Raw genomic sequence first — 21,687 nt, forward strand, 5'->3', positions numbered from 1 at the left:
TTATTTATTGTATTTGTGGCTTCCAAATTTTAAGATAAATCTAGGTATCTTATTTTTCACTCAATTTAGGTTCAGAAAATGAAAAAAACATTATTAAGCATAATCGCATTTATGATATTGCTACAAAGTGGCTATAGCTTTGTATGGAGTTATACTGGTCAATTTCAAGATATGGCAAAGAACTATGCAGATAAAAAGTATGGCGAAGATTTTAAAGTAGAAGAAAGTTATGATAATGGCTTGACAGTTGTTTTAGGGGATTACAAAAGTACAAGTTGGTTTACTAGTAAAAAACTATATGAATGTAGAGTGTTTTTAAGTAGAGTCGTAGGTACACAAGGTATAAATGCAAACCCTACAGTACCTAATATAGCAGATGAATTTAATGTAAATAGTGATACTTGCGGTGAAAATATCTTAATGCCTAAAGTAAAGAAGTATATAGAAACAAATTTTATATCTGATTATTACGATTTATCTAAAATAGATTTTAGTATAAAAATCAAATACAACAATCCTAAATACCCCTATGGTAATGAAAGGTTATTTTATGATACAGATACTTATGAAATATTTAATCAAGATAATAACTGGAAACTTAGTGCAAAAGATTGGTTAGCTAAGTATAAAAATAAAATACAAATTGATAGAGTGTCTATAAATATCTATGAACAACCTGAAAATGCTGAGAATATAGCTAAAGCAATGAAGTTTGGTTATGAGCTTGATAACTACTTAAGAAGCTTAACAACTAGTCATAAAATAAATGGTATATATATATACATGACCGACTTAACTAGTCAAGAAATGCAAAAAAAAGGTGGGTTAGTAGGTAAAATCAATTTTTCAAAAGAGCATTTAAATGATAGTAGATTCAATTTCTATTTTTCATTAAACGATTCATTTAACATAAACATTTCTCCGCAAAAATATTACAAATACATATCTATAACAAATTCAAATAGAAGCAATATGTCTTTTATAAAGGAAACAAAATACTATCAGCCAGTTAAAAAAATATTAGAATCAAAATTAAGTAAATAAAAAGAGGGTTATACAAATGAGTAGATTTAAACTAACAGATAAAGATGCAGCGATATTGAGTGAGGTTTACACAAACCTTAAAGTCTCAATTAACCATCACTCTTAGAAACCACAATAACCCCACGAGGTTTATGCGATTCTGAATCTTTTGCCTGTATTGCTTTATATAAATCAGAAGTTTTAACCCAAGCAGGTGGATACTTATATCTAGCTACATCCATTAACAGCCACATATCAGCTTTAGGATTATACGCGGCAAGTGGTGAGAAATGTCCTCCTCCAGAGGCACCCATATCAGCTCGATTATAGTTAATAATTATATATTTACCTTCTTTCATACTATTTAACAGAGTATTTTTGAATTGAGCTTCATCTTTAAACTTGTTTGCATGATAAACTTTAGCCACTGGTTTTGCGTCTATTGTTTCTTGTTTGTTGATAATTTCAGCTGTTTCATCTAATGGTAACCCATGCATATAAATTCTAGCTGGAGTAATACTATCTTTAATTAGGTCTTTGTTATAAAAAATATTGGTTTGGTCAAAAATAGTAAACTCTCTATGAGCAGGAGCGAGTGCTGGCTCGAGACCTAGAGCATTAAGGACCATAACATCTGCAGCTGGCCCACAAAAGCTTATTCCATTTTCTGTTGTAAAGTACTCAGCAAGCTTCCAGTATTGTTGTGAATATTTCTCTGGTGCAGTTCTTAGAAGTTCTTGTCCTTGAGGTGTTGAGAAGCCAACTACATTTTTGGGTAGGGTTAAACGAGTTGTGTTTGTATCTGTAGGTAAAGTAGTATTAGGACTAGCATTTGCATTTATCACTGTAATAGCCAAGCTACAAAAGATTAAAGTTTTAATTACTTTTTTCATGAAATTATTAAATTACTGATTAGGTTATTAAAATAGTACACTACTAAAAAGCTGTATGTAAATATTTCCTTACAGATTTATTTCGACTTGGTTTATAAAAGCTATGGCTTGATTACATGATTGAAGTCAACTGTGGTAAAATTATGGGGTATTAAATTTTATAAGAAAGGTTAATTATTTTGATTACATTAGGAAGTTATTATAACTTGCAAGTAGTAGACGTAAGTGAGTTTGTAATTCATTTGGATGCAAAGAATCTAGGCATAGCAACTTTAGTTAAAAAAGAGCTATCAGAAGAAGATAAAACTAGTTTAAAAATTGGTGATGAAATAAGCGTACTTTTGTATGAAAATTCTAAGTCTGAGCTTATGGCTACTACAAAGAAAGTACCAGCAGTTGGCGAGATAGCTTTCTTGCCTGTTAAATCTATGATTGGTATCGGAGCATTTCTAGATTGGGGTTTAGATAAAGATTTACTAGTACCATTAGCAGAGCAACATAGACCTTTTGAAAATGGTAAGTCGTATTTGGTAAAAATATACCTTGATAAGCTAAATGGCAGGCTAACAGCATCTTCTAAGATAAATAAATTTATATCAGATTTTGATGATGGTGACTTTAAGGTTGGTCAAGAGGTTGATTTGATAATTGGTGGAACTACAGATATAGGCTATAAAGCCATTGTGAATAATACTCATTGGGGTGTACTTTACAATAATGAAGTATTTCAAAGACTAAGCTTTGGTCAGTCTATAACAGGATACATAAAAGCTATTCGTAATGATGGTAAGATAGACTTAACCTTACAGTTAGAAGCATATAAGAGTTTAGATAAAAATGCTCAAAAGGTAGAAGATTATCTACGAAAGAATGATGGTTTTGCACCGTTTCATGATAAGTCTGATCCTAGTGAGATAAAAAGAGTTTTTGGCTTGAGTAAAGCAAACTTTAAAAAAGCTATTGGTGGGCTATTCAGACAAAAGAAAATAGTCATCAAATCTGATGGAATATATCTAAATAGTTAACTGTTAGTTTTCAGATGTGACAGCTATAATTATAGTAACTAAAGTGATTATTATTTCCATGTAAGTTTTTGGGAGCATGCTATGATTGATATGATTATTACATTTTTTTTATCAGATGTGTCTTTGTGGACATTTGTTTTAGCGTTAGTACTTGCTTTTATACACATTCGAACATTAACTCATAAAAATCCTTTGCGTGCAATAAATCTATATCTTAGCTATATATTTTTCTTAGCTGTAGGCATGTTTGGTATATGGGGATTTATTATGCACTGTTGGTTCCCTAATATTGCTGCTGGATTTATTGGTTGGAAAAATAGTCCATTTCAGTGGGAGGTTGGTGTTGCAAATTTAGCATTTGGACTGGCTGGATTGTTTGCTTGTAAAGCAAGTATTGGTTTTCAAAAATCTACAGTATTATTCTTTGCAGTCTTTTTATGGGGAGCTGCTCTAGGGCATATAAAGCAGATGATTAACCTACATAATTTTAACTCTGGAAATGCAGGAGCAATCTTTTGGACAGACTTAATCGTGCCAATGATTTTGATTATACTGGTTTATAGAAAGCAGAGGTTATTGGATCAAACTATTTAATCTATTTATTTTAATTTCAACAGTTTCGCCGCAGGCTTTGTCAGCTAATGCGCCTTACTTTTTACTTGGCATAAAAAGTAAGCAAAAATGCCAGCACTTAGCTCACGCTTAGTTGTACACCAATGACGACTTTAAAAACTTGCTTTGCTCAAATAGTTAAAGTCGTTTAATCATTGTTTTAACAACAGCTTGCCGCAATGTGCGACCTTTATAAAGATCAATCTTGAAGAATAAATGTATGCTATGATAAATGAAAAGTTTTGTGATTTATTTAAACTATTTTGTTAGCGCTTTTTCTCTAGCTTGCTCTTTTGCTTTTTGTTTTTGTAGTTTGTTTAATTCTGCAAGTTGTTTTGCTTCATCACCAACATGAGAGAAACCTCTTTCAGCTGCTAGTTGAGATTGCTTTTCTCTTTCAGCAAATCTAGCTCTTTGCTCATCAGTTAGCTTACCGTAACAGTGATGACAACTCATACCTTTGACATATTCAGGATGCTTCTTGTCTTCTTCTGTAATTGGCATACGACAAGCAAAACATTGGTCATAGTTACCTTTTTCAAGGTCATGATTTACTGCTACACGGGAGTCAAACACAAAGCATTCACCTTCCCACATAGTTTCTTCTTTTGGTACTTCTTCTAAGTATTTTAAAATTCCACCTTCGAGGTGATAAACTTCTTCAAAGCCTTTTTCTAGCATTAATGCTGTAGATTTCTCACATCTAATGCCACCAGTACAAAACATCGCTACTTTCTTTTGTTTTTTAGGATCTAGGTTTTCATCAACATATTCTGGGAATTCACGAAAATTATCCGTATGAGGGTTTACCGCATTTTTAAATGTACCAATTTCGATTTCATACTCATTACGAGTATCAACTAAAAGTACATCTGGATCAGATATTAGTTCATTCCAATCTTTAGGTTTTACATGTTTACCACATACTTTATTTGGATCGATGTCTTCCACACCTAAAGTTACTATTTCTTTTTTTAACTTCACTTTTGAGCGGTAAAATGGCATATCATCATGATAGGACTCTTTATAGTCGATATCAGCTAGTCTTGGGTCAGATTTTAGATAGTTAAGTAAAGCAGTTATACCTTCTTGAGTACCAGCAACAGTACCGTTAATTCCTTCATTAGCTATAAGCAAAGTACCTTTGACTTTGTTTTGAATCATAGTGTTTAATATAGGCTGACGCATATCTTCAAAATCTTCTAGCGTAACGAATTTATACATAGCACAGACAACTATTTGAGACATATAAGTATCCTTGAAATATTTAGATTAATAATTAACATAAACATTATACTATTTCCAATTGTGTAAAAAAATAGAAGTTTTTTTCTGTATTTACAGTATTACTTTTTACTTTTATGCTTTATTATTTTACTACTTTAATTACTTTAGAAGAGTTTTATAAATGTTTTTTAAAAATCTAACAGCTTTCAAAATCACAGATATAGACATAGATATTTTTGAAGAGTCTATGAATAAACTTGCATTTATACCGTGTAGTAAGTCACAAAAATCAACACGTGGCTTTGTAAACCCTTTTGTCAAAGATAGCGAAAACTGTCTCTTTAGATTTAACCATTTAGCAGCATTTTGCCTACTTAGTGAAGAAAAGATTTTGCCTGCTCAAGTTATAAAACAACAGGCAGAAGAGCATATCGAAGAGCTAGAATTAACTAGGTATGTCAGCAAAAAAGAAAAAGCTGAGATAAAGGAAGATATGGAGCAAAGACTACTTCCTATGGCTTTTAGTAAGTTTAAGAAAACTTATGGATACTTAGACTTGGTAAATAATTATCTAGTGGTGGATAGCGTATCTGAAAAGCAAATTTTAGAGATTGTTGATCTTCTACAAAGATGTGAAGCAAGATTTGATCCTGTAATCAAAGAAGAAACAGATATTCTTACAGAATGGCTAGTTGATGGTACAAATCCGCTAGAAGTTGAAATAGCTGAAAGGTGCAAGCTTACTAGTGCGATAGGTGATAGTGTGGCAAATATTTCATGCCAAGGTAGTACTATGCTTACGGATAATATCAAATCATTCATTGAAAGTGGTGGCTATATCACAGAGCTTGCTATTATATGGAATGAACAAGTAGCAATGACGGCAAATACAAAGCTACAGTTTAAGTCTGTAAAGTTTTTGGAAGGTATAAACGATCTTAATAAAGATGATAATGGCGGACATGAAACTGACTTGTTGCTGATGGCAGATCTTTTCGCCGAGCTTATAAATACAATGCAAAGTTGGGTTAAAGTTAAAGAAGATTAAATTTCATTAGCTATAATTACTCTTTATATCTTCACTTGTGGTAGAATGTTTAATAGTGTTAATAGCACTTTAGGATTGCAAGTTATGGTATTAAAAAGAATAAAAGGTATCTCAATAATAGAATCGCTGATAGCTATTAGTATATTATTATTTTTATTTTTTGCTGCATTTTATACGCTAGGTAATATACTTGGTGGTACTGTGCTTACTGAAAAAAAAACACAATTGATAAATGCTCTTGATTTTCATGTAAATGACTACATGCTTACAGGTAATTTTGATGAAAGTGCTAGTGGTGATATAACATTTTCAAGAGAAACTATTGGTTCTACAGAAGTTTTTAAGGCATATAATGTTTCATCAGGTCTTAGTGTACTTAAAAGGACTCTTTCACCATTAGGACCAACAGCTTTGGCTATGACTACCGAGCTTGGCCCATATATGAAAGCAGTTAATAAATTGTATATAGATGCTGGAGCAACAGTGATAGATCAGGCTGAAATACTTGATAACATTAATGCAGCTAGAGATCAGTATTTATCTAATAGCACTATGAAGCATTCATCGAATACAATGGTAATGTTAAACCTTGGTAATACTCAATTAAATGTAACAATGCCAATGGACGATCCACCGTTTGATTTTTATGGTCCGTATGTGATTGTTGGCCCTATGACAAATGCAGATATTGATCCTAATACAGGTGTTACATGGAAGTGTACACCATATAATTTTGATAGTGATTTATTGCCTAGTTGGTGTAATTTTTAGATTAACTAAATTTAACTACTAATCTTAATGCTTATCAGTGGTCTATGATATAATAAACTACTGTGTTTATAAGGGTGTTTAGGAAAAATCACTAAATGTATTGTTTTAATAAAAATAAAAACAATGGATTTTCTCTTGTGGAGTTGATGGTTGCGTCACTGATAGCGATACTTGCATTTTCTATAGCTATAAATATATACAGCACTATAAAAAGACAATTTGAAGATAATAGAAATAAGTTAGATCAGGAAGTTAGTCAACTAATAGTTAAGAACATAATATCTAACTCAATTAGAAACTCAGGCTTTGCATGTAATTTTGGTACTTCTTTTCAAACACAAAGTGATGCTACAGGTGAAGGGTTAGAGAATTTCTTTCTAGACTCAACAGATATTCAAATTGGGAATTTACCATTAAGTTCGGGCTCTACGCTTCCAATTTCACTTGAATCAAACTGTGATTCTGAGTGCTTTCAGGCTGGTAGTGATTATATACTCATAAAACATGATGTAGCACACCATCATTTAATTAACGATACAAGTAATACGACACTAGAACTAGATTCAGTTGATAATATTAGTACTAACGATCACTTATTATTATGTAATGCTGAGGCTATTAATCTAGTTAAAGCTTTAACGATAAATTCCGGGTCTAGTACAGTTACTCTTGATTCTTCTTATGGAGGATCTCCTTATTATACAGGTGATTATGTAGGTGATTATAGTTTAGATATATTTTACATAAAGGACACCGGCGAAGTAGATTTACAAGGCAATGCGATCTTTGGACTATATGTTTATATCAAAGGTGATGATGCATCTGGAGATGGTGTAAATGATGACTTGTACGAGCTTGTAAGAGGTGTTGAAAATTTGAAGGTTTTATATTCATTAGATGGAGATACTTGGACTCAAGTTGTAGGAAACTTAAATATCGATAAAAATACATATAGGGCTTTAGAAATTTCATTTGAAATAGATGGAGTAAGTTACAACAAAATAATAATACTCTAAAGCGAGGTGTTTAAATGAAGCAATTATCAGTTAAAAATAGAGGCTCAGCTTTATTGACTTCGCTGATATTTGCATTTGTTATCATGATAGTTATCTCAAGTCTAGCATATAACTTCAGAACAGGAACATTATCTATAAATAGTCTTGCTAATCAAAATATAAATACTCAAATTGATGAGGGTTATATTCATGACAATCTATTTGAGCAGGATTATACTCAAACTATAGATGAAAATATCGATGATGCTAGGTTTGTAACCACCCCCACTCGAGTAGAGTTTCCTTTTTTATCTAACTCTAGTGCTAAGCTATATGAGGGCGAGCCATTTTTTACAAGCTATGAGCTAGAGCATAACTTTTTTTATGAAACTGTGTTACAACGAACAGTTAATATGATTATAAACGGAATTGAGTACAATAATTTTTATACTCAGTATGAAGAAGATATTTACCCTATAAATGTTCCTTACTTAAATAGATCGGCATTATCTTCACAAGATGCAACTCATAAGCTAGATAATGGTGAAATAAATGAGTCACAGATAGGATATATTGGCTATCTTATGAAAGATAGTACTAATCTCGACTATAATGTATCTGGTAATACAGGAAGTCTCGCTGTACCTAATGATATTAATACAGATTATAAGTTTTCAGTTGGTTGGGATATTGTAGATGGATTGAGAAGCTTTTTTTTGGCAGTTTACAATACCGACAAAGTATATACTTCATCAACCACATTAGATAATCTTTTGAATCATGGCGGTCAAGCAACTACTGACCTTGGTAATTTTGAATTGATAACAGGTATACCTAGTGGTAGCTCAGCTTCAAGTGGTAGTATAATCCTTATGAAATGGTATCATGATAATTCTCAAGCAGTACCTAAGCCATTAGTCTTGAGAAAGATAGATAGGTCTGGTCAACATGAGTTAGATGCATATAGCCCAGGCTATAATAGTGGAAATAATAGCTATGAAGCAAGTTTATTTGACACTTTTACTTCAGACACTGATTTTAGCTCAGGCTCTGTTTTTATAGTGTCTCCTGACTGGGATGCAAACCTCGGCTCAGCACCTCCATTAGTTATTGAAAATAAAAATTTACTAGATTTTAATCGAGATGGTAACTATCGTTTTGGAGATGGTACAGGGTCGACAAATACTCAACTACAGTATGCAGGTGAATTTGAGCCACTTCTGGTTAGAAGAAATGAATCAGAATTGTTTTTGATTCTGTATGATACAGATTATCTATATAGGTATATATATAGTTCTGCGAACAATCCGGTACTTGCTATAACTCCATTGACAAGTTATGCTGCTGGTGGGGCTATTCATAAGGTCATAGTTAGGTTTGGTGCTTTATTTATCTTTAATAATGCTTTTTGCTATGTGGTTAATTTTGATGATAATGCTCAAATTTTAAGTAGGTTAAATATTGCTAGTGATCAAAACTACCAGGTATTAAGAGATGGTTCGGGTGAGATTTATATAATGCCAAATGGACTAGAGTGTATGATTGATGGCAATTGCAATAGTGCTAATCGTATTTACATAAGTAGTGGTTGTACAGGGTTTGACTGTGATGCCGTAGCAAAACTTAATAGCCTTTCAAATATATTAGGGTTAATTTATGAAGGGACTGATTAATATAAGTGCCTAAATAAGTTGTATCTTATGCAGGGTTAATGCTATTAGGAACTAGCTCATCAAAAGGAGTTTTGATGACAAAAAAGTAGATTTAGTAGATTCATTAGATGATAAGGTAAGTGAATACATTATTTCACATAGTTTTGATGATAGTGGCTCTAGTGGTAGAACCTATATTCAAACAGATATTACAAAAGAAGGCAATAATGGCAATGGCAACTCTTCAACAGAAGGTAACCAGTCTGGGGGCGAAACTGGTAATGCTACAGGTGTTGACTATAACTTATATAAGTTTACAGCGACTGATTCTAATTATGATATAACAACCAATAAGAAGGTTTTTGAGAGGGATTGATAGCTATGAAAAAAAATAAAGGTTTTACTCTAATTGAAACAATTATAGCAGTTACAATTACTATATTTTTGTTGTTTGCTGTGTTCTATGCGATCGGCAGTGTTTTATCAGGTTCTGTTTTAACGGAAAAGAATGTTGACTTAACTGATGAACTAGGTCGTCGTATTAATGAATATATTATATCAGGTGAGTTTGATGCTTCAGATGATAATGGTATGGAGTTTAGTAAGGAAGAGAAAGTAAATAATATTATTGCGTTTCATGCAACAAATAGTGATTTTGGCTTAAACATAACTAAAAAAGTTTATGAAAATGATATTTCTAATGATAATGGAAATGGAACCGATTCAGAGAATGGAAATGGCTCATCGGAAGTGACTATTTGTCATAAACCTGGTACACCTGCAGAAAAAACAATGACTTTACCTGCTTCAGCTCTTAACGGACATCTTGGGCATGGTGATAGTATAGGAGCTTGTAGTGAAACTGAAGCCGAAGTTGAAGCATCAACAGTAGTACTTTGCCATAAGCCTGGAACACCTGCAGAAAAGACAAAAACTTTACCAGCTGCTGCAGTTAAAGGGCATCTTGGGCATGGTGATTATCTCGGTGCTTGTGGAGAGGGTGTTAGTGATGACGATAATGAAGATAATGAAGAAATTCTTATATGCTATCCGCACAATAAGAACAAATGGAAAGAAAAAACTATTAATAGCTCTGAATTAAGTGCTTATAAAGCTAATGGTGCTTATGAAGGTAGTTGCACATGATGGTTAATAGTGTAGAGATAATTTGAAGTTAATAGAGTGAAAAATAACAAAAACTTAAATAGTATAAAAGGTCTAACATTGGTTGAACTTTTGATATCAGCAGTAATTGCTATAATTGTACTTTCAATGGCTTTATCTGTATATATTAGCGCTAAAGAAGAATATAATTTATTGAAAGAAAGAACCGATATAGAGGTTAAACAGTTAGCTACAAAAAGATTGTTGCAAGATTTTATTACCAGTGCAGGTTTTGCATCTAAATTTGGCTCCGCTAGCCAACAATACCTAGATCGTACAGGAGATTCTTTAGATAGCTTCTTCTTACCAAGTGGTTCAGCGATAAGAGTTGGAACTTTACCTATCGCAACATCAAGTCATATATCGGGAGCTTTAGAAGATGGTTGTACTGGTGAATGCTTTCAATCAGATACAGATTATATAATGGTTAGAAAAGAAGATAGTCACACAAAGCTTATTGCTAATAATAGCTTAGCAACTTCTCTAGAGCTAGAATCAATTGCAGACTTAGAAGTAGATGATTATCTTTTACTATCAAATAAAGATGATGCTAATCTTGTTAAAATAGCTTCTATAAATTCTGGTAGTAGTGTTATTACGCTAGATACTAGCCCACAAAACACTATATATTATAAGGGTGATTATGCAGGTAAGTATAATTTCCAAATAATGTATGTTAGAAACACAGGTGAGCAAGATGATGATGGTAATGATATTTTTGCTTTATATGTGTTTATAAAATCATCTTCCGCTCGAGGAATTTCTTATGAGTTGGTTAGAGGAGTAAATAACCTGCAAGTTGAACCAGCAAGTGTAGTTGATGAGGTTATAACATGGAATGCTATAACTTCAAATGTAGATGTAAATAGTCAAGATATGCCAGCAATTAAGGTATCTTTTGATATTGATGATCAATCATTTAGTAGGATATTAGTTTTGTAATATGATAAAAATTTCAAAACAAAAAGGCTCAGCTTTACTTACAGCATTATTATTTTCATTTGTTTTAATGGTTGTAATGGCAGCCTTAGCATATAACTATAGAGCTAGCATGCTCACAATCGAGTCACTTGTTGATGATGAGTTAAATCTCGATGTCGATGGAGGCTATATAAATGATTTATTTGTCTCGAACAATATTAACAATAGCATTAGTGATACTATCGGTGACTTTACATTTAGTACAACTGTTGATTCTATTTCACCAGGTTTTCAAGTCGAGCATACTAATAGTGCTTTATATCAAGCAGAACCTTACCTAATGAGCCATAGATTTACTCATAACTTTATCAATAATGGAGTTACGGAATATACTAAAGAGCTTATATTTAATAGTTTACCTGCAGATACATATACTAGTTATGATAATATTATAAATCCTTTAAATGTACCTTATGTAAATGTCGATGGGATGACAGGTAATTTTGCTACATACAAGCTAAGTAGTGGTAGTAGTATGATCCTTGATAATGAAAGAGGATATATCGGTAATATAATTCAAAATGGAACGAGTTTAAATATAAGTGCTGCAGGTACAAACACAGTAGTTGGCATACAAGGTGGCTTATCAGAAGATGATTATAAACTAAGCATAGGCTGGAATCTTAAAGATGGATTATGGAACTTATTGTTAGCAACTTATGATACAGGTAAAGTATATACATCATCGACTACTCTTAGAAATTTAGTAGACAATTCTGCTCAGGCTCAAACAGATCTTAATACCTGGAATCAGGTAGTTGGACTACCTAGCGGTAGTAGCATTCCTAGTGGTAGTGTGATTTTGACAAAGTGGATTCATGATGCTGATAATGAAGTACCAAAACCTGTGATATTGCGTAAGCAAGAAAGGACAGATGGTTCTGATACTTATGATTTGGTTATATATCGAACTACTTATAATAGTGGTGTTTATACTGTAAAAACTCCAGCAAAAGTAGAGGCAACAGATGATTTTGATGTGACTAAAGTGTTTATGGTCGTACCGGATGAAGCTTTTACTTTAGAAGCATTAAATGCTAGAAGGCCTTTAGTCTTTTTTCAAGATGATGGTGTTACAAAAGTTATCCAGTTTAATACACATAATGCTGATGGTGTTGTAAATTTAGGTAATTTGGGTGGTAGCATATTTGGTGGTGATTTGGTTCAAGCAGAACCTATTCTAGTTAGAAGAAATGAGTTGCAAAATTACCTTATATATCATGATGATAATTATTATTATACTCATGTATATCGAGCTGGTTCCTTAAATACTACCGCAATCATAGCTCAAGGTGTTTCAGGAACTATACAAAAGCTTATTCCAAAGTTTGGAGCACTATTTATAGTTACAGATACAAATATTTATGTTGATGACTTTGATTATAGTACCTTTACTTTAGTTAATAAAATATCGATAAATAATTCTGATGCTCAGATTTTACGTGATGACAATGGATTGATATATGCCATGCCTGATGGTTTAGACTGTATTGCTGCAGGTGACTGTGACACTGATGATAGACTCTATATAAGAGATGAAGGTAGTTGTGCTAGCTATACAGGTGGCTGTGATAAGATAGATGAGCTTAACAATATTGCCCCATATTTAGGTTTGATTTATAAAAAATCAGAACATTAGATTTTATATGAAAGTTTTAATTATTTTCTTTCAGTATTTTCAATTTTCATTTTATATATGATTATTAAGACAATTATCGTAATTATAGTAAAAATTGTTTGTACTATAGGAGATGCGATAATCAAGTTTCTACCATGATAAAAACTCACAATAAAACTACCAAGAGCTGCTACCATATTTTTAGAAAAGTTTGAAATAGCATTTGCAGTTCCAAAATTATCATTGACTTGATTCAAAGAAAAAGAATAAACAATAGTCGAACTAAAGGCTACAGAACCACACAGTACAAACATTGCAGCAGTATATATAAGAGCATTATCAATATGAAAGAAGTTAAATATTACTAAAACAATACTGCTTATAGCTACAGCTGAAACCGTATAATATATATTATGCAGTTTTTGAATACTTTCAGAATATTTCTTGATATATAGATTTGCAAAAATCGCTGCCATACAAGTTATAGCATAGTACACACAATACAGAGTTATACTGGTTTTATACTCATCAAGGTATATCAAGGCTGATGATGATATATATATAAATAGTGGTGTAAATAGTGTACATGATGCAACTGTACCTAGCATAAACCCAGGATTTTTGAAGTGGTGAAAGTAGCTGGGGATCACCTTAGATAAATCCTTTTGGCGATCTTTTTGCTCAAGTGTCTCTTCAATAAGAAGTGCCGCTACGACCATTAGCACACCATAGGCAGTCAGAAAATGGAAGGTACTTTGCCAAGTGTGTGTCAATGAAACTAAAACAGAACCAATTATAGGAGCTACCATTGGTGCGATAAGTAGTATGATGATAATAGTAGCGAGCATACTTGTTAGCTTAGCGCCCTTATAGCAATCTCTAGCTATTGAAAAAGATATTACAGCTCCAACAGAATCAGCTAAGCCTTGGACTAACCTTAGAGCCTCTAACATTTGAAAATTAAAACTCATAGAGCAAAGTATAGTACTTGCTATGTATATTAAGCTACCTGCAATAATTACTTTTTTACGACCATACTTATCTGAGATAGCTCCCCAAAAGAGCATACCGAATGAAAAGCCAACAAAGTAAGTAGCAAATGTTGTTAAAACTGCGCTATTAGGTACGCCAAAGTCTTTAGCTATTAGTGAGATAGCTGGTGCGTAAGTATTTATTGCAAGAGGAGGTAAGGCTGCAAATAGAGCTAAAATAATTGGAAAAAATTTAGATTCTCGAGTTATGTAATTCATGTTGTAGAAGCATATTAAGAATAGAGTTATTTTATAGTATCTAGTATATACTCTTTTAACTTTTTACCAACTACTTCATAACGCCAACCTTTAAGTAGTTTGTTATTTATATTTGAGTTTTCAAGCTTTAGGTTGTAAGTAAGTGAGCGAATATCTTTCTTAGATGCTACTGAAGAGTTATCAAACTTATAACTATCAAGAATAGTATTGAAGCATTCAATAATTTTATCAATAGTTTCATTATCAACTTTTGAAGTATATTTTTTATCTAAAGTAAGATGTTTATATGAAGTTTTCGTCTTTAGAGCACTAATAACACCAGTCTTTAACCAAGCCTTAAGTTTTTGATAATTACTAGTTTCAAAGTCATCAAGAGTACGAGGATTTAGGTGTGCTAAATCGTATAAGACTTTATTGTCAAATAAAAATCTGACCGGAAGATCTTTTTGCTGAGCTAAATTTTCACGCCATACAGCAATCTTTAAGATATTTTCTTGAGTTGAGGTGCTAAACTTTTGTAAGTTACCAACTTTTGTGTGGATAACTTCGAGATTATTAAAGCCTATTTGTGAAATTTCTATAAGCTCTTCTTCAAAAAAATATTTATAGCCAATCTCATTTAGTTTTTGCTCAAGTGTTTTTTGTAATGTAATAAGGAACTCAACATCTTTTTTAGCGTAGTTTATTTGCTTAGTAGATAATGGTCTTTTACGCCAATCAGAAAACTGTGATTCTTTTTCCATCTCAATATCGAGCATTTCTTGAAGTAGGTTTTTAAGAGATAATTGGTTTTGAAAGCCTAAGAAAGTTGCTGCAAGCTGTGTATCAAAGATATTGCTTATTTCACAATTTAAAAACCTTTTTATGATAGGAACATCATTAGGTGCTGAGTGGATTATTTTTTGGATATTATTATTTTCAAAAATGGCATTTAAGCCACTAAAATCTAGATTATCGGTAAGAGTATCTATTAGGTAAATATCATTTACAGTAGCTATTTGTATAAGACAAAGCTCTGGGTAGTAAGTACGCATCCAGTAGAACTCTGTATCTACTGCAATATGAGTATTTTGAGAAATATCTGCGATAGCATCATCTAAAGCAGATTGTGTTGAAATTAGCATTTTGTGATATTTGATGTGTATTTACTCTATACTAACATTTTTATTGGTATTTTGTATGGATGGTTTTATTTTATTGTATAGAAACTGACTTTTGACTGCTTTTAGGTTTGTTAAGAATATTTTAAAGGTTTATACCAAGCCTTTGTAGCTATTTCTTTTGCATTTGATGTTATTAAGTCACCATGAGCTAGAATAATTTTATCAAAATCCCAATTTAAAATTGCGTGTAAACTTTTTGCTGCTAAGGGCTTATCCTTCCAACCAAATTGATACTCTGGAGCAGGTTTTGGTTTATTCCACATTCTTAGGATTATCCACCATATTTTTATACCAATCCCTGCTCCTTCGGTATGTTTTCCAATATTCTCGATTAAATCAACAAGAATTAAAGTTCTAGTTTCTTTATGGAAAAAAGCTACTTCATTCATGATTCTAGACCCTAAAACAGGCTGTTGCTCAAATTCGGATAATATGGGAGCATCAGTTAGAATTCCATCGTATTTTATATTGAGATTTTTCTTGATTATTCCTTCAGTAATATATGTCTTTGCATTTGTAAAAGCTACTTGGGCAGATTCAACATATAGATGATGAAAATTACCTGGTGCAATTATATAACTTACGCTACCAAGTTTTAAAATTTCTGTCTTGAGTTTGTCATCTATCTTACATGGAGAATGAATAGCTAAACTATCATTATTTAATCTAATAATTGTAGTTCTAGAATAAAAATTTATTCCTGAGTATTTAACAGGATATTCAATAATCCATATTTTATCTTTAATAAATGTCTTAATTTCATACATAGAGTAAGTATCCTAGATAGATCAACCTATATCTATGTTATCATTTTCACATATGTATTAGTTAGTGTTAATATCGAATGATTTCTCATAGTGATGATAGCTTTGACTTAAAAAGTTTCTTAAAAAACCTTACAACGCATTCTGGTGTTTATCGAATGATTGATGCTAATGGTGAGATAATCTATGTTGGTAAAGCAAAAAATCTCAAAAACCGGGTAAATAGCTATTTCTCAAAAGGTGCGAAAGATAATAAAACTTTACTAATGGCATCACAAGTTGAGAAAATAGAGATAACTATTACACCAAGTGATTATGAAGCATATCTTTTAGAAAATAACCTAATTAAGCAACATCGCCCAAAGTATAATATTTTATTTAAAGATGATAAAAGTTACCCATACTTAGTTATTTCTCGTGATAAATTTCCACGCATTGCTTTTTATAGAGGAAAGTCGGCATATAAAAAAGGACAATGTTTTGGGCCTTTTGTATCTATATCATCAGTAAAGTTTACATTAAATATTATTCAGAAAATTTTCCCGATTAGACAGTGTGAAAATTCTTACTATAACTCAAGAATACGCCCTTGCTTACAGTATCAGATTAAGAGATGTTTAGCTCCATGTGTTGGGCTTGTTTCCGAAGAGCAATATAATGAACAGCTAGCTATATTAAAGAAATTTTTAGCCGGTAAATTTAGTAGTGTACTTGAAGATATATCTCAAAAAATGCATGATGCTTCAGAGAATATGGAATATGAAAAAGCTCAAGTTTATCGTGACCAACTAGTAGTTTTGCGTAAGCTTCAGCAACAACAAATTGTAGATATACAAGCTGACAAAACATTTGATGTGATAGCTATTCATTTACAAGATAATTATGCAAGTATAGCTTTGTTACAGATTCAAAATGGTGATGTTGTTGCAGATAGACATTGGAGTATAGATGCGAAAGGGCAAGATAAAACTAGTGTGATGCATGCATTTCTATCGCATTTTTATCTTGGTGATGAGGCTCGAAATATTTGGCCTAAAAATATTATACTTTCTAAAGTTGATTTTGCTGAGATTACAGAATTAATGAAGAGTATTTCAAAACGAATTGGGCATGCTGTGAATTGGATACTTACTCCAGCAGTGGATAATCTTAAATGGTTAAAACTTGCAGAAGTAAATGCTCGCCAAAAACTAAACATATATACTAGCTCAAAATCTCAATATCAAAAACGCTTAGATTCTTTAAGAGAATTTTTGCACTTAGATAAAGACATTAAACGAATTGAGTGTTTTGATATATCACACTTTCAAGGTGAAGCCACTATAGCTTCATGTGTAGTGTATACAGATGAAGGGGAAGATAGAAAATCTCATCGAAGATACAATATAAAAGATGTAAAAGCTGGTGATGATTATGCAGCTATTGCTCAAGCTGTATCACGCAGGGTTAGTTCAGGAATCGAGGCCGATAATCTACCAGATATAATGATAATAGATGGCGGAAAGGGGCAAATTCATCAGGCGGAAGCTGTACTTGAGCAACTTGGAGTTAAAGATAAGATTCAGCTAGTGAGCCTAGGTAAAGGTGTAGAACGAATATCTGGTAAAGAAAAAATCTATAAAGGTTTTGATGATACAGAATACACTTTAGATGAGCATGATGCAGGATTTTTGCTTCTAAGACAAGTGCGAGACTCAGCCCATGACCATGCGATAAAGGGGCAACGCAAAAAAGTAAGCTCAAATAGACAATCATCTATTATCGAAGAGATTGAAGGTGTGGGACCTAAACGCCGTAAGGCATTGATTATGCACTTTGGTGGATGGCAAGAGCTAAGTAGCGCCGGTGTTGATGAAATAGCTAAAGTAAAAGGTATAAGCAAAAAATTAGCTCAAGAGATTTGGGAATGTTTTCATTAGGAGTGTTATGAAAAACAAAAATTTAGTATTACTTAGTTTGACTAGCATATTTTTTATAGTGATATGTTATTTCTTCGTTGATAGGCAGGTGGTGTGGTTTGCTCATAATCATGATTTTAGGCAGTATACAGTACTATATTTCTTGTCTGATCACTTAGTTAATATTATAAATTTCATGGTATTCTTTTTTTACATATATTATTTCATTAAGCTTGTTTGTAAAAGAGTTTCAGGTATTGATTCCAAGTTTATATTCGTTGCTAATGCTATTTTGATAGGGCAGTTTATAAAAGAGATTTTAAAGGGTGTTTTTGGTAGATATTGGGCAGCCACATTCAGAAATAATAACCCTTCACTTATTCATGATAATGCTTATGGTTTTAATTGGTTCAAGTTTAGTAGTGATTATGCTTCTTTCCCTTCAGGACATGCAACATTTATATTTTCATTTGCTGTTAGTATGTGGATATTATTTCCAAAATTTAGATGGTTTTATGGTTTATTGGCATTTTTAGTAACTATGGCTCAGCTTTTACAGTATTTTCATTATGCTAGTGACCTTATCGCAGGTGCGACACTTGGAAGTATAGTAGCGGTGTATACTTGTGGGCATTATAAAAATAAATAGAAAAAAGGATAAGAAATGATAATAATAGTAGGTTTGATTTTTGTAGTAGTTGTATTAGCTACTGTATTTTTGATGATGTTATCAAAGAAAACAAAAGAAGTACAAAATATAACAAAGTCTTTTGAAGAGTATAAAAATACTACACAAAATGAACTGATGCAACTGCGTTCTAAAGAGGTAACTTTTGATACTTTACTAGAGCAAGAAAAACAAAAAAATATTGAGCTAAAAGAAGACAAAGCTCAACGAATAGAAGAGTTAAAGCAAGAGTTGTCTTTAGCAAGAAGTAAGGTTGATAATTTTATTGAAGAGATAAAAAATTACAAGTCTGAAAATTCAAAGTTAGAAACTCAGCTTAAAGAGCAAAATATTGCAATGCAAGATAAACTAGAATTACTACAAAACAGTGAAGCTAAGCTAAAAACAGAATTTGAAAATCTTGCTAATAAAATCTTTGAGAGTAATAGCCAAAAGCTAAATCAAAAAAACCAAGAAAGTTTAAGTAATGTGCTAAATCCTGTGCGTGAACAGCTAAAAGATTTTAGAAGTAGGGTTGATACTATCTATGAAAAGGATACTGCTGGTAGGGTTGAGCTAAAACATGAGCTACAAACTTTAAAAGAGCTAAATCAAAAAATGTCTGAAGAAGCTCACAACCTTACAACAGCTCTTAAAGGAGATAAAAAACAGCAAGGTAATTGGGGGGAAATGGTACTTGAGAAGGTGCTAGAAAGCTCAGGGCTTAGAAAGGGTGAAGAGTACCTTAGAGAATTTACACTAAAAGCTGATGAAAATACTAAGTTTAGACCCGATGTAATTATCAAATTACCAGAAAATAGAGACATAATCATAGATGCTAAGACTTCTTTAGTAGCTTATGATAATTTTATAGGTGCTGAAACTGAGCTTGAGAAAACTAAGTATACAAATGAGCATATCAATGCTTTAAAAAATCATATCGATGGATTATCTCTTAAAGAATACGAAAAACTAGAGGGTGTGAACTCGTTAGATTTTATATTTATTTTTGTACCAATTGAGAATGCTTTAACTTTAGCATTGAGTAAAAATATTCCAAACTATGATAAAAATCTTTATGAGTACGCTTTTCAAAAGAAGATTATTTTAGTTAGCCCAACAACGCTATTGCTTGCATTAAAAGTAATAGAAAATACTTGGAAGTACGAAAAGCAAGCTAAAAGCATAACAGCTATATATAGCAGGGCAGAAGAGCTTTATAAAAAGTTTGTTGGTTTTGTAGAGGATTTAGAGAAAGTAGGTAAATCAATTAATGATGCTACTAAGTCTTATGATAACGCCTTTAGCAAACTAAAATCTGGTAATGGTAATCTTATAGGTCAAGCTGAAAAACTAAAAATAGTTTCTAATATAAAGCCCAAGAAAGAGATAAAGAGTGACTTGGTAGAGATTGGTTTGGAGGATGATAAATAAAAATAGGGAATGATTTTATGAGTATAAAAATTCGAGAAGAAATTTATTCAGATAGAGACTATACATATGGGCTTTTAAGAGAATGCTTTGAAGGTGATACTGAAGAAAAATTGGTCAAACTTTTTCATCAAGATAACCAGGAGTTAATATCTTTAGTTGCTGAAGTAGATAGCGAGATAATTGGTCAAATAATTCTTTCAAAAATGACTGCTGAAGATGATAGTTCTTTGAGTATCTATGGATTAGCTCCGATGTGTGTATCACCAAAGTATCAAAAGCAAGGTGTTGGCACCAAGTTGATTGAGAAAGCAATCCAAGAAGCAAAGGCTAGTAACATCGATGCAATATTTGTTTTAGGACACCCTAGTTATTATCCCAGATTTGGTTTTAAGCTGACAAATTTATATCAGATAAAGTGTGAGTATGATGTGCCAGCTGATGTTTTTATGGTTTTAGACATTTCAAACAAACTAGTAAAGCTTGAAAATCAAACTGTTTATTATGCGGAAGAGTTTGGGAAGGTTTTTTAGTTTTCTTATAAGGTTTTTTTTCATACTTTTAATTATATTGTTGATTTCTAAATTAGATTTTGCTAATATAAATCTATTGAACAATTAAATGCCTCTAAATATGGATCTGATGCAAATGAAAGAGAATGCCAGTAAAGCATCAGCTTTGCTAAAAGCAATATCTCATGAATCAAGATTATTGATACTATGTTTGCTTTTAAGAGAAGAAATGACTGTCGGTCAGCTTGCAGAATATTCTGATCTTAGTCAGTCAGCTTTCTCACAGCACTTATCTGTATTGAGAAAGGAAGGGTTAGTACAAACTAGAAAAGAAGCACAAACAGTTTTTTATAGTTTAAAAGATCCTGCAGTAAAGAAAATATTAGAAGCTTTATATAGTATATATTGCGACTAAAAATTTTGTAAAATATATTAGAATAAACTAAATTAGAAAAACCTAAAGGAAAATAAAAATGCATAATGTAAAAAATATTTCAGTAAAAGAGTTTTTTGACCTTCAAAAGAAAGAAAAGGTTAAGTTGGTAGACATTAGGTCATCTGATGAGCATAGAAGAGAGTGCATTGAATGTGCTCATAATATCTCTATTGATGATATTCATAAAGCTGGTATCAAAGATGATGAGATTGTGGTTTTACATTGCCAATCTGGTAATAGAACAAACCAAGCTGCTAGTAAAGTTAAAAACTTAAATGCAAAAGCGGTTTATTTACTAGATGGTGGTATTGGTGCTTGGAAACAGCATAATCAACCTACAAAAAAAGATGAAAAAGCACCTCTACCTCTAATGAGACAAGTGCAAATCATCGTTGGATTTATGGTGCTTCTAGGTGTAGTGCTTTCATTCACAGTTTCTCAGTACTTTGCGATACTAAGTGGCTTCTTTGGAGCTGGTTTGTTATTTGCTGGTGTTACTGGATTTTGTGGATTAGCTAGAGTATTAATGATATTACCATACAATAAAAAATAAGGAT

The 21,687-nt window shown here is 32.0% G+C and carries 21 protein-coding genes; 16 read left to right on the plus strand and 5 right to left on the minus strand.

The window, feature by feature from the left end:
- Window positions 1–78 precede the first annotated feature (78 nt).
- Entirely contained in the window at window positions 79–1,044 is a 966-nt protein-coding gene (locus CDH04_RS02960) for a hypothetical protein (protein WP_112869608.1), read from the plus strand.
- Window positions 1,045–1,133: 89 nt separating this feature from the next.
- Here the strand turns inward: CDH04_RS02960 and CDH04_RS02965 are convergent, their stop codons facing one another.
- Window positions 1,134–1,916 carry a phytochelatin synthase family protein gene (locus CDH04_RS02965; RefSeq protein WP_112869609.1) on the minus strand — a complete coding sequence of 261 codons (783 nt, stop codon included), beginning with the start codon at window positions 1,914–1,916 and terminating at the stop codon, window positions 1,134–1,136.
- Between the two features lie 179 nt (window positions 1,917–2,095).
- Between CDH04_RS02965 and CDH04_RS02970 the strand changes: the two genes are divergently transcribed.
- Both CDH04_RS02970 and CDH04_RS02975 read left to right on the plus strand, forming a co-directional pair.
- Window positions 2,096–2,941, plus strand: a complete 846-nt coding sequence (locus CDH04_RS02970) for a CvfB family protein (RefSeq protein ID WP_112869610.1) — start codon at window positions 2,096–2,098, stop codon at window positions 2,939–2,941.
- Window positions 2,942–3,022: 81 nt separating this feature from the next.
- The gene (locus CDH04_RS02975; RefSeq protein WP_112869611.1) at window positions 3,023–3,535 is read left to right on the plus strand and encodes a DUF6790 family protein; all 513 of its coding nucleotides are present in this window, start codon (window positions 3,023–3,025) and stop codon (window positions 3,533–3,535) included.
- A 276-nt stretch (window positions 3,536–3,811) separates the two neighbouring features.
- Here CDH04_RS02975 and trhO read toward each other — a convergent pair whose 3' ends face one another.
- Window positions 3,812–4,801, minus strand: coding sequence for an oxygen-dependent tRNA uridine(34) hydroxylase TrhO (gene trhO / locus CDH04_RS02980; RefSeq protein ID WP_112869612.1), 990 nt, complete (start codon window positions 4,799–4,801; stop codon window positions 3,812–3,814).
- Window positions 4,802–4,961: 160 nt separating this feature from the next.
- On the opposite strand from trhO, the gene rdgC reads away from it, so the two are divergent.
- From rdgC to CDH04_RS03015, 7 genes are all read left to right on the plus strand, one after another.
- Entirely contained in the window at window positions 4,962–5,828 is an 867-nt protein-coding gene (rdgC, locus tag CDH04_RS02985) for a recombination-associated protein RdgC (RefSeq protein WP_112869613.1), read from the plus strand.
- A gap of 84 nt (window positions 5,829–5,912) precedes the next feature.
- Complete coding sequence (locus tag CDH04_RS09925) at window positions 5,913–6,599, plus strand: type II secretion system protein (RefSeq protein ID WP_234393403.1); 687 nt, start codon at window positions 5,913–5,915, stop codon at window positions 6,597–6,599.
- A 95-nt stretch (window positions 6,600–6,694) separates the two neighbouring features.
- Complete coding sequence (locus tag CDH04_RS02995; protein ID WP_112869614.1) at window positions 6,695–7,615, plus strand: PilW family protein; 921 nt, start codon at window positions 6,695–6,697, stop codon at window positions 7,613–7,615.
- Between the two features lie 14 nt (window positions 7,616–7,629).
- The gene (locus CDH04_RS03000) at window positions 7,630–9,267 is read left to right on the plus strand and encodes a hypothetical protein (protein WP_112869615.1); all 1,638 of its coding nucleotides are present in this window, start codon (window positions 7,630–7,632) and stop codon (window positions 9,265–9,267) included.
- Window positions 9,268–9,627: 360 nt separating this feature from the next.
- A complete protein-coding gene (locus CDH04_RS03005; protein WP_112869616.1) occupies window positions 9,628–10,392 on the plus strand; it encodes a prepilin-type N-terminal cleavage/methylation domain-containing protein in 765 nt (254 codons plus the stop codon).
- A 36-nt stretch (window positions 10,393–10,428) separates the two neighbouring features.
- Window positions 10,429–11,352 carry a PilW family protein gene (locus CDH04_RS03010; RefSeq protein WP_112869617.1) on the plus strand — a complete coding sequence of 308 codons (924 nt, stop codon included), beginning with the start codon at window positions 10,429–10,431 and terminating at the stop codon, window positions 11,350–11,352.
- A 1-nt stretch (window position 11,353) separates the two neighbouring features.
- Complete coding sequence (locus CDH04_RS03015) at window positions 11,354–13,030, plus strand: hypothetical protein (protein ID WP_112869618.1); 1,677 nt, start codon at window positions 11,354–11,356, stop codon at window positions 13,028–13,030.
- A 20-nt stretch (window positions 13,031–13,050) separates the two neighbouring features.
- On the opposite strand, the gene CDH04_RS03020 is transcribed toward CDH04_RS03015, so the two are convergent.
- From CDH04_RS03020 to CDH04_RS03030, 3 genes are all read right to left on the minus strand, one after another.
- Window positions 13,051–14,259 carry a multidrug effflux MFS transporter gene (locus tag CDH04_RS03020; protein WP_112869619.1) on the minus strand — a complete coding sequence of 403 codons (1,209 nt, stop codon included), beginning with the start codon at window positions 14,257–14,259 and terminating at the stop codon, window positions 13,051–13,053.
- A 26-nt stretch (window positions 14,260–14,285) separates the two neighbouring features.
- Entirely contained in the window at window positions 14,286–15,383 is a 1,098-nt protein-coding gene (locus CDH04_RS03025; protein WP_112869620.1) for a ribonuclease D, read from the minus strand.
- Between the two features lie 110 nt (window positions 15,384–15,493).
- Window positions 15,494–16,189, minus strand: a complete 696-nt coding sequence (locus CDH04_RS03030) for a DUF4336 domain-containing protein (protein WP_112869621.1) — start codon at window positions 16,187–16,189, stop codon at window positions 15,494–15,496.
- Between the two features lie 77 nt (window positions 16,190–16,266).
- Between CDH04_RS03030 and uvrC the strand changes: the two genes are divergently transcribed.
- From uvrC to CDH04_RS03060, 6 genes are all read left to right on the plus strand, one after another.
- Entirely contained in the window at window positions 16,267–18,105 is a 1,839-nt protein-coding gene (gene uvrC, locus CDH04_RS03035) for an excinuclease ABC subunit UvrC (RefSeq protein ID WP_112869622.1), read from the plus strand.
- A 7-nt stretch (window positions 18,106–18,112) separates the two neighbouring features.
- The gene (locus CDH04_RS03040) at window positions 18,113–18,733 is read left to right on the plus strand and encodes a phosphatase PAP2 family protein (RefSeq protein ID WP_112869623.1); all 621 of its coding nucleotides are present in this window, start codon (window positions 18,113–18,115) and stop codon (window positions 18,731–18,733) included.
- Between the two features lie 15 nt (window positions 18,734–18,748).
- A complete protein-coding gene (locus CDH04_RS03045; protein ID WP_112869624.1) occupies window positions 18,749–20,185 on the plus strand; it encodes a DNA recombination protein RmuC in 1,437 nt (478 codons plus the stop codon).
- Between the two features lie 17 nt (window positions 20,186–20,202).
- On the plus strand, window positions 20,203–20,715 hold the full coding sequence (locus CDH04_RS03050) for a GNAT family N-acetyltransferase (protein ID WP_112869625.1): 513 nt from the start codon (window positions 20,203–20,205) through the stop codon (window positions 20,713–20,715).
- 100 nt (window positions 20,716–20,815) lie between these two features.
- Window positions 20,816–21,109, plus strand: coding sequence for an ArsR/SmtB family transcription factor (locus CDH04_RS03055; RefSeq protein WP_112870877.1), 294 nt, complete (start codon window positions 20,816–20,818; stop codon window positions 21,107–21,109).
- Window positions 21,110–21,167: 58 nt separating this feature from the next.
- Window positions 21,168–21,683, plus strand: coding sequence for a rhodanese-like domain-containing protein (locus CDH04_RS03060; protein WP_112869626.1), 516 nt, complete (start codon window positions 21,168–21,170; stop codon window positions 21,681–21,683).
- Window positions 21,684–21,687: the final 4 nt, after the last annotated feature.

Origin of the sequence: Francisella adeliensis, from assembly GCF_003290445.1 — a bacterium.
Taxonomy (GTDB): Bacteria; Pseudomonadota; Gammaproteobacteria; order Francisellales; family Francisellaceae; genus Francisella; species Francisella adeliensis.

Coding starts and splice junctions, on each gene's coding strand:
- CDH04_RS02960 (WP_112869608.1), top strand. CDS start 79: ATGAAAAAAACATTATTAAGCATAATCGCATTTATGATATTGCTACAA.
- CDH04_RS02965 (WP_112869609.1), bottom strand. CDS start 1,916: ATGAAAAAAGTAATTAAAACTTTAATCTTTTGTAGCTTGGCTATTACA.
- CDH04_RS02975 (WP_112869611.1), top strand. CDS start 3,023: ATGATTGATATGATTATTACATTTTTTTTATCAGATGTGTCTTTGTGG.
- trhO (WP_112869612.1), bottom strand. CDS start 4,801: ATGTCTCAAATAGTTGTCTGTGCTATGTATAAATTCGTTACGCTAGAA.
- rdgC (WP_112869613.1), top strand. CDS start 4,962: ATGTTTTTTAAAAATCTAACAGCTTTCAAAATCACAGATATAGACATA.
- CDH04_RS09925 (WP_234393403.1), top strand. CDS start 5,913: ATGGTATTAAAAAGAATAAAAGGTATCTCAATAATAGAATCGCTGATA.
- CDH04_RS02995 (WP_112869614.1), top strand. CDS start 6,695: ATGTATTGTTTTAATAAAAATAAAAACAATGGATTTTCTCTTGTGGAG.
- CDH04_RS03000 (WP_112869615.1), top strand. CDS start 7,630: ATGAAGCAATTATCAGTTAAAAATAGAGGCTCAGCTTTATTGACTTCG.
- CDH04_RS03005 (WP_112869616.1), top strand. CDS start 9,628: ATGAAAAAAAATAAAGGTTTTACTCTAATTGAAACAATTATAGCAGTT.
- CDH04_RS03015 (WP_112869618.1), top strand. CDS start 11,354: ATGATAAAAATTTCAAAACAAAAAGGCTCAGCTTTACTTACAGCATTA.
- CDH04_RS03020 (WP_112869619.1), bottom strand. CDS start 14,259: ATGAATTACATAACTCGAGAATCTAAATTTTTTCCAATTATTTTAGCT.
- CDH04_RS03025 (WP_112869620.1), bottom strand. CDS start 15,383: ATGCTAATTTCAACACAATCTGCTTTAGATGATGCTATCGCAGATATT.
- CDH04_RS03030 (WP_112869621.1), bottom strand. CDS start 16,189: ATGTATGAAATTAAGACATTTATTAAAGATAAAATATGGATTATTGAA.
- uvrC (WP_112869622.1), top strand. CDS start 16,267: ATGATTTCTCATAGTGATGATAGCTTTGACTTAAAAAGTTTCTTAAAA.
- CDH04_RS03040 (WP_112869623.1), top strand. CDS start 18,113: ATGAAAAACAAAAATTTAGTATTACTTAGTTTGACTAGCATATTTTTT.
- CDH04_RS03045 (WP_112869624.1), top strand. CDS start 18,749: ATGATAATAATAGTAGGTTTGATTTTTGTAGTAGTTGTATTAGCTACT.
- CDH04_RS03050 (WP_112869625.1), top strand. CDS start 20,203: ATGAGTATAAAAATTCGAGAAGAAATTTATTCAGATAGAGACTATACA.
- CDH04_RS03055 (WP_112870877.1), top strand. CDS start 20,816: ATGGATCTGATGCAAATGAAAGAGAATGCCAGTAAAGCATCAGCTTTG.
- CDH04_RS03060 (WP_112869626.1), top strand. CDS start 21,168: ATGCATAATGTAAAAAATATTTCAGTAAAAGAGTTTTTTGACCTTCAA.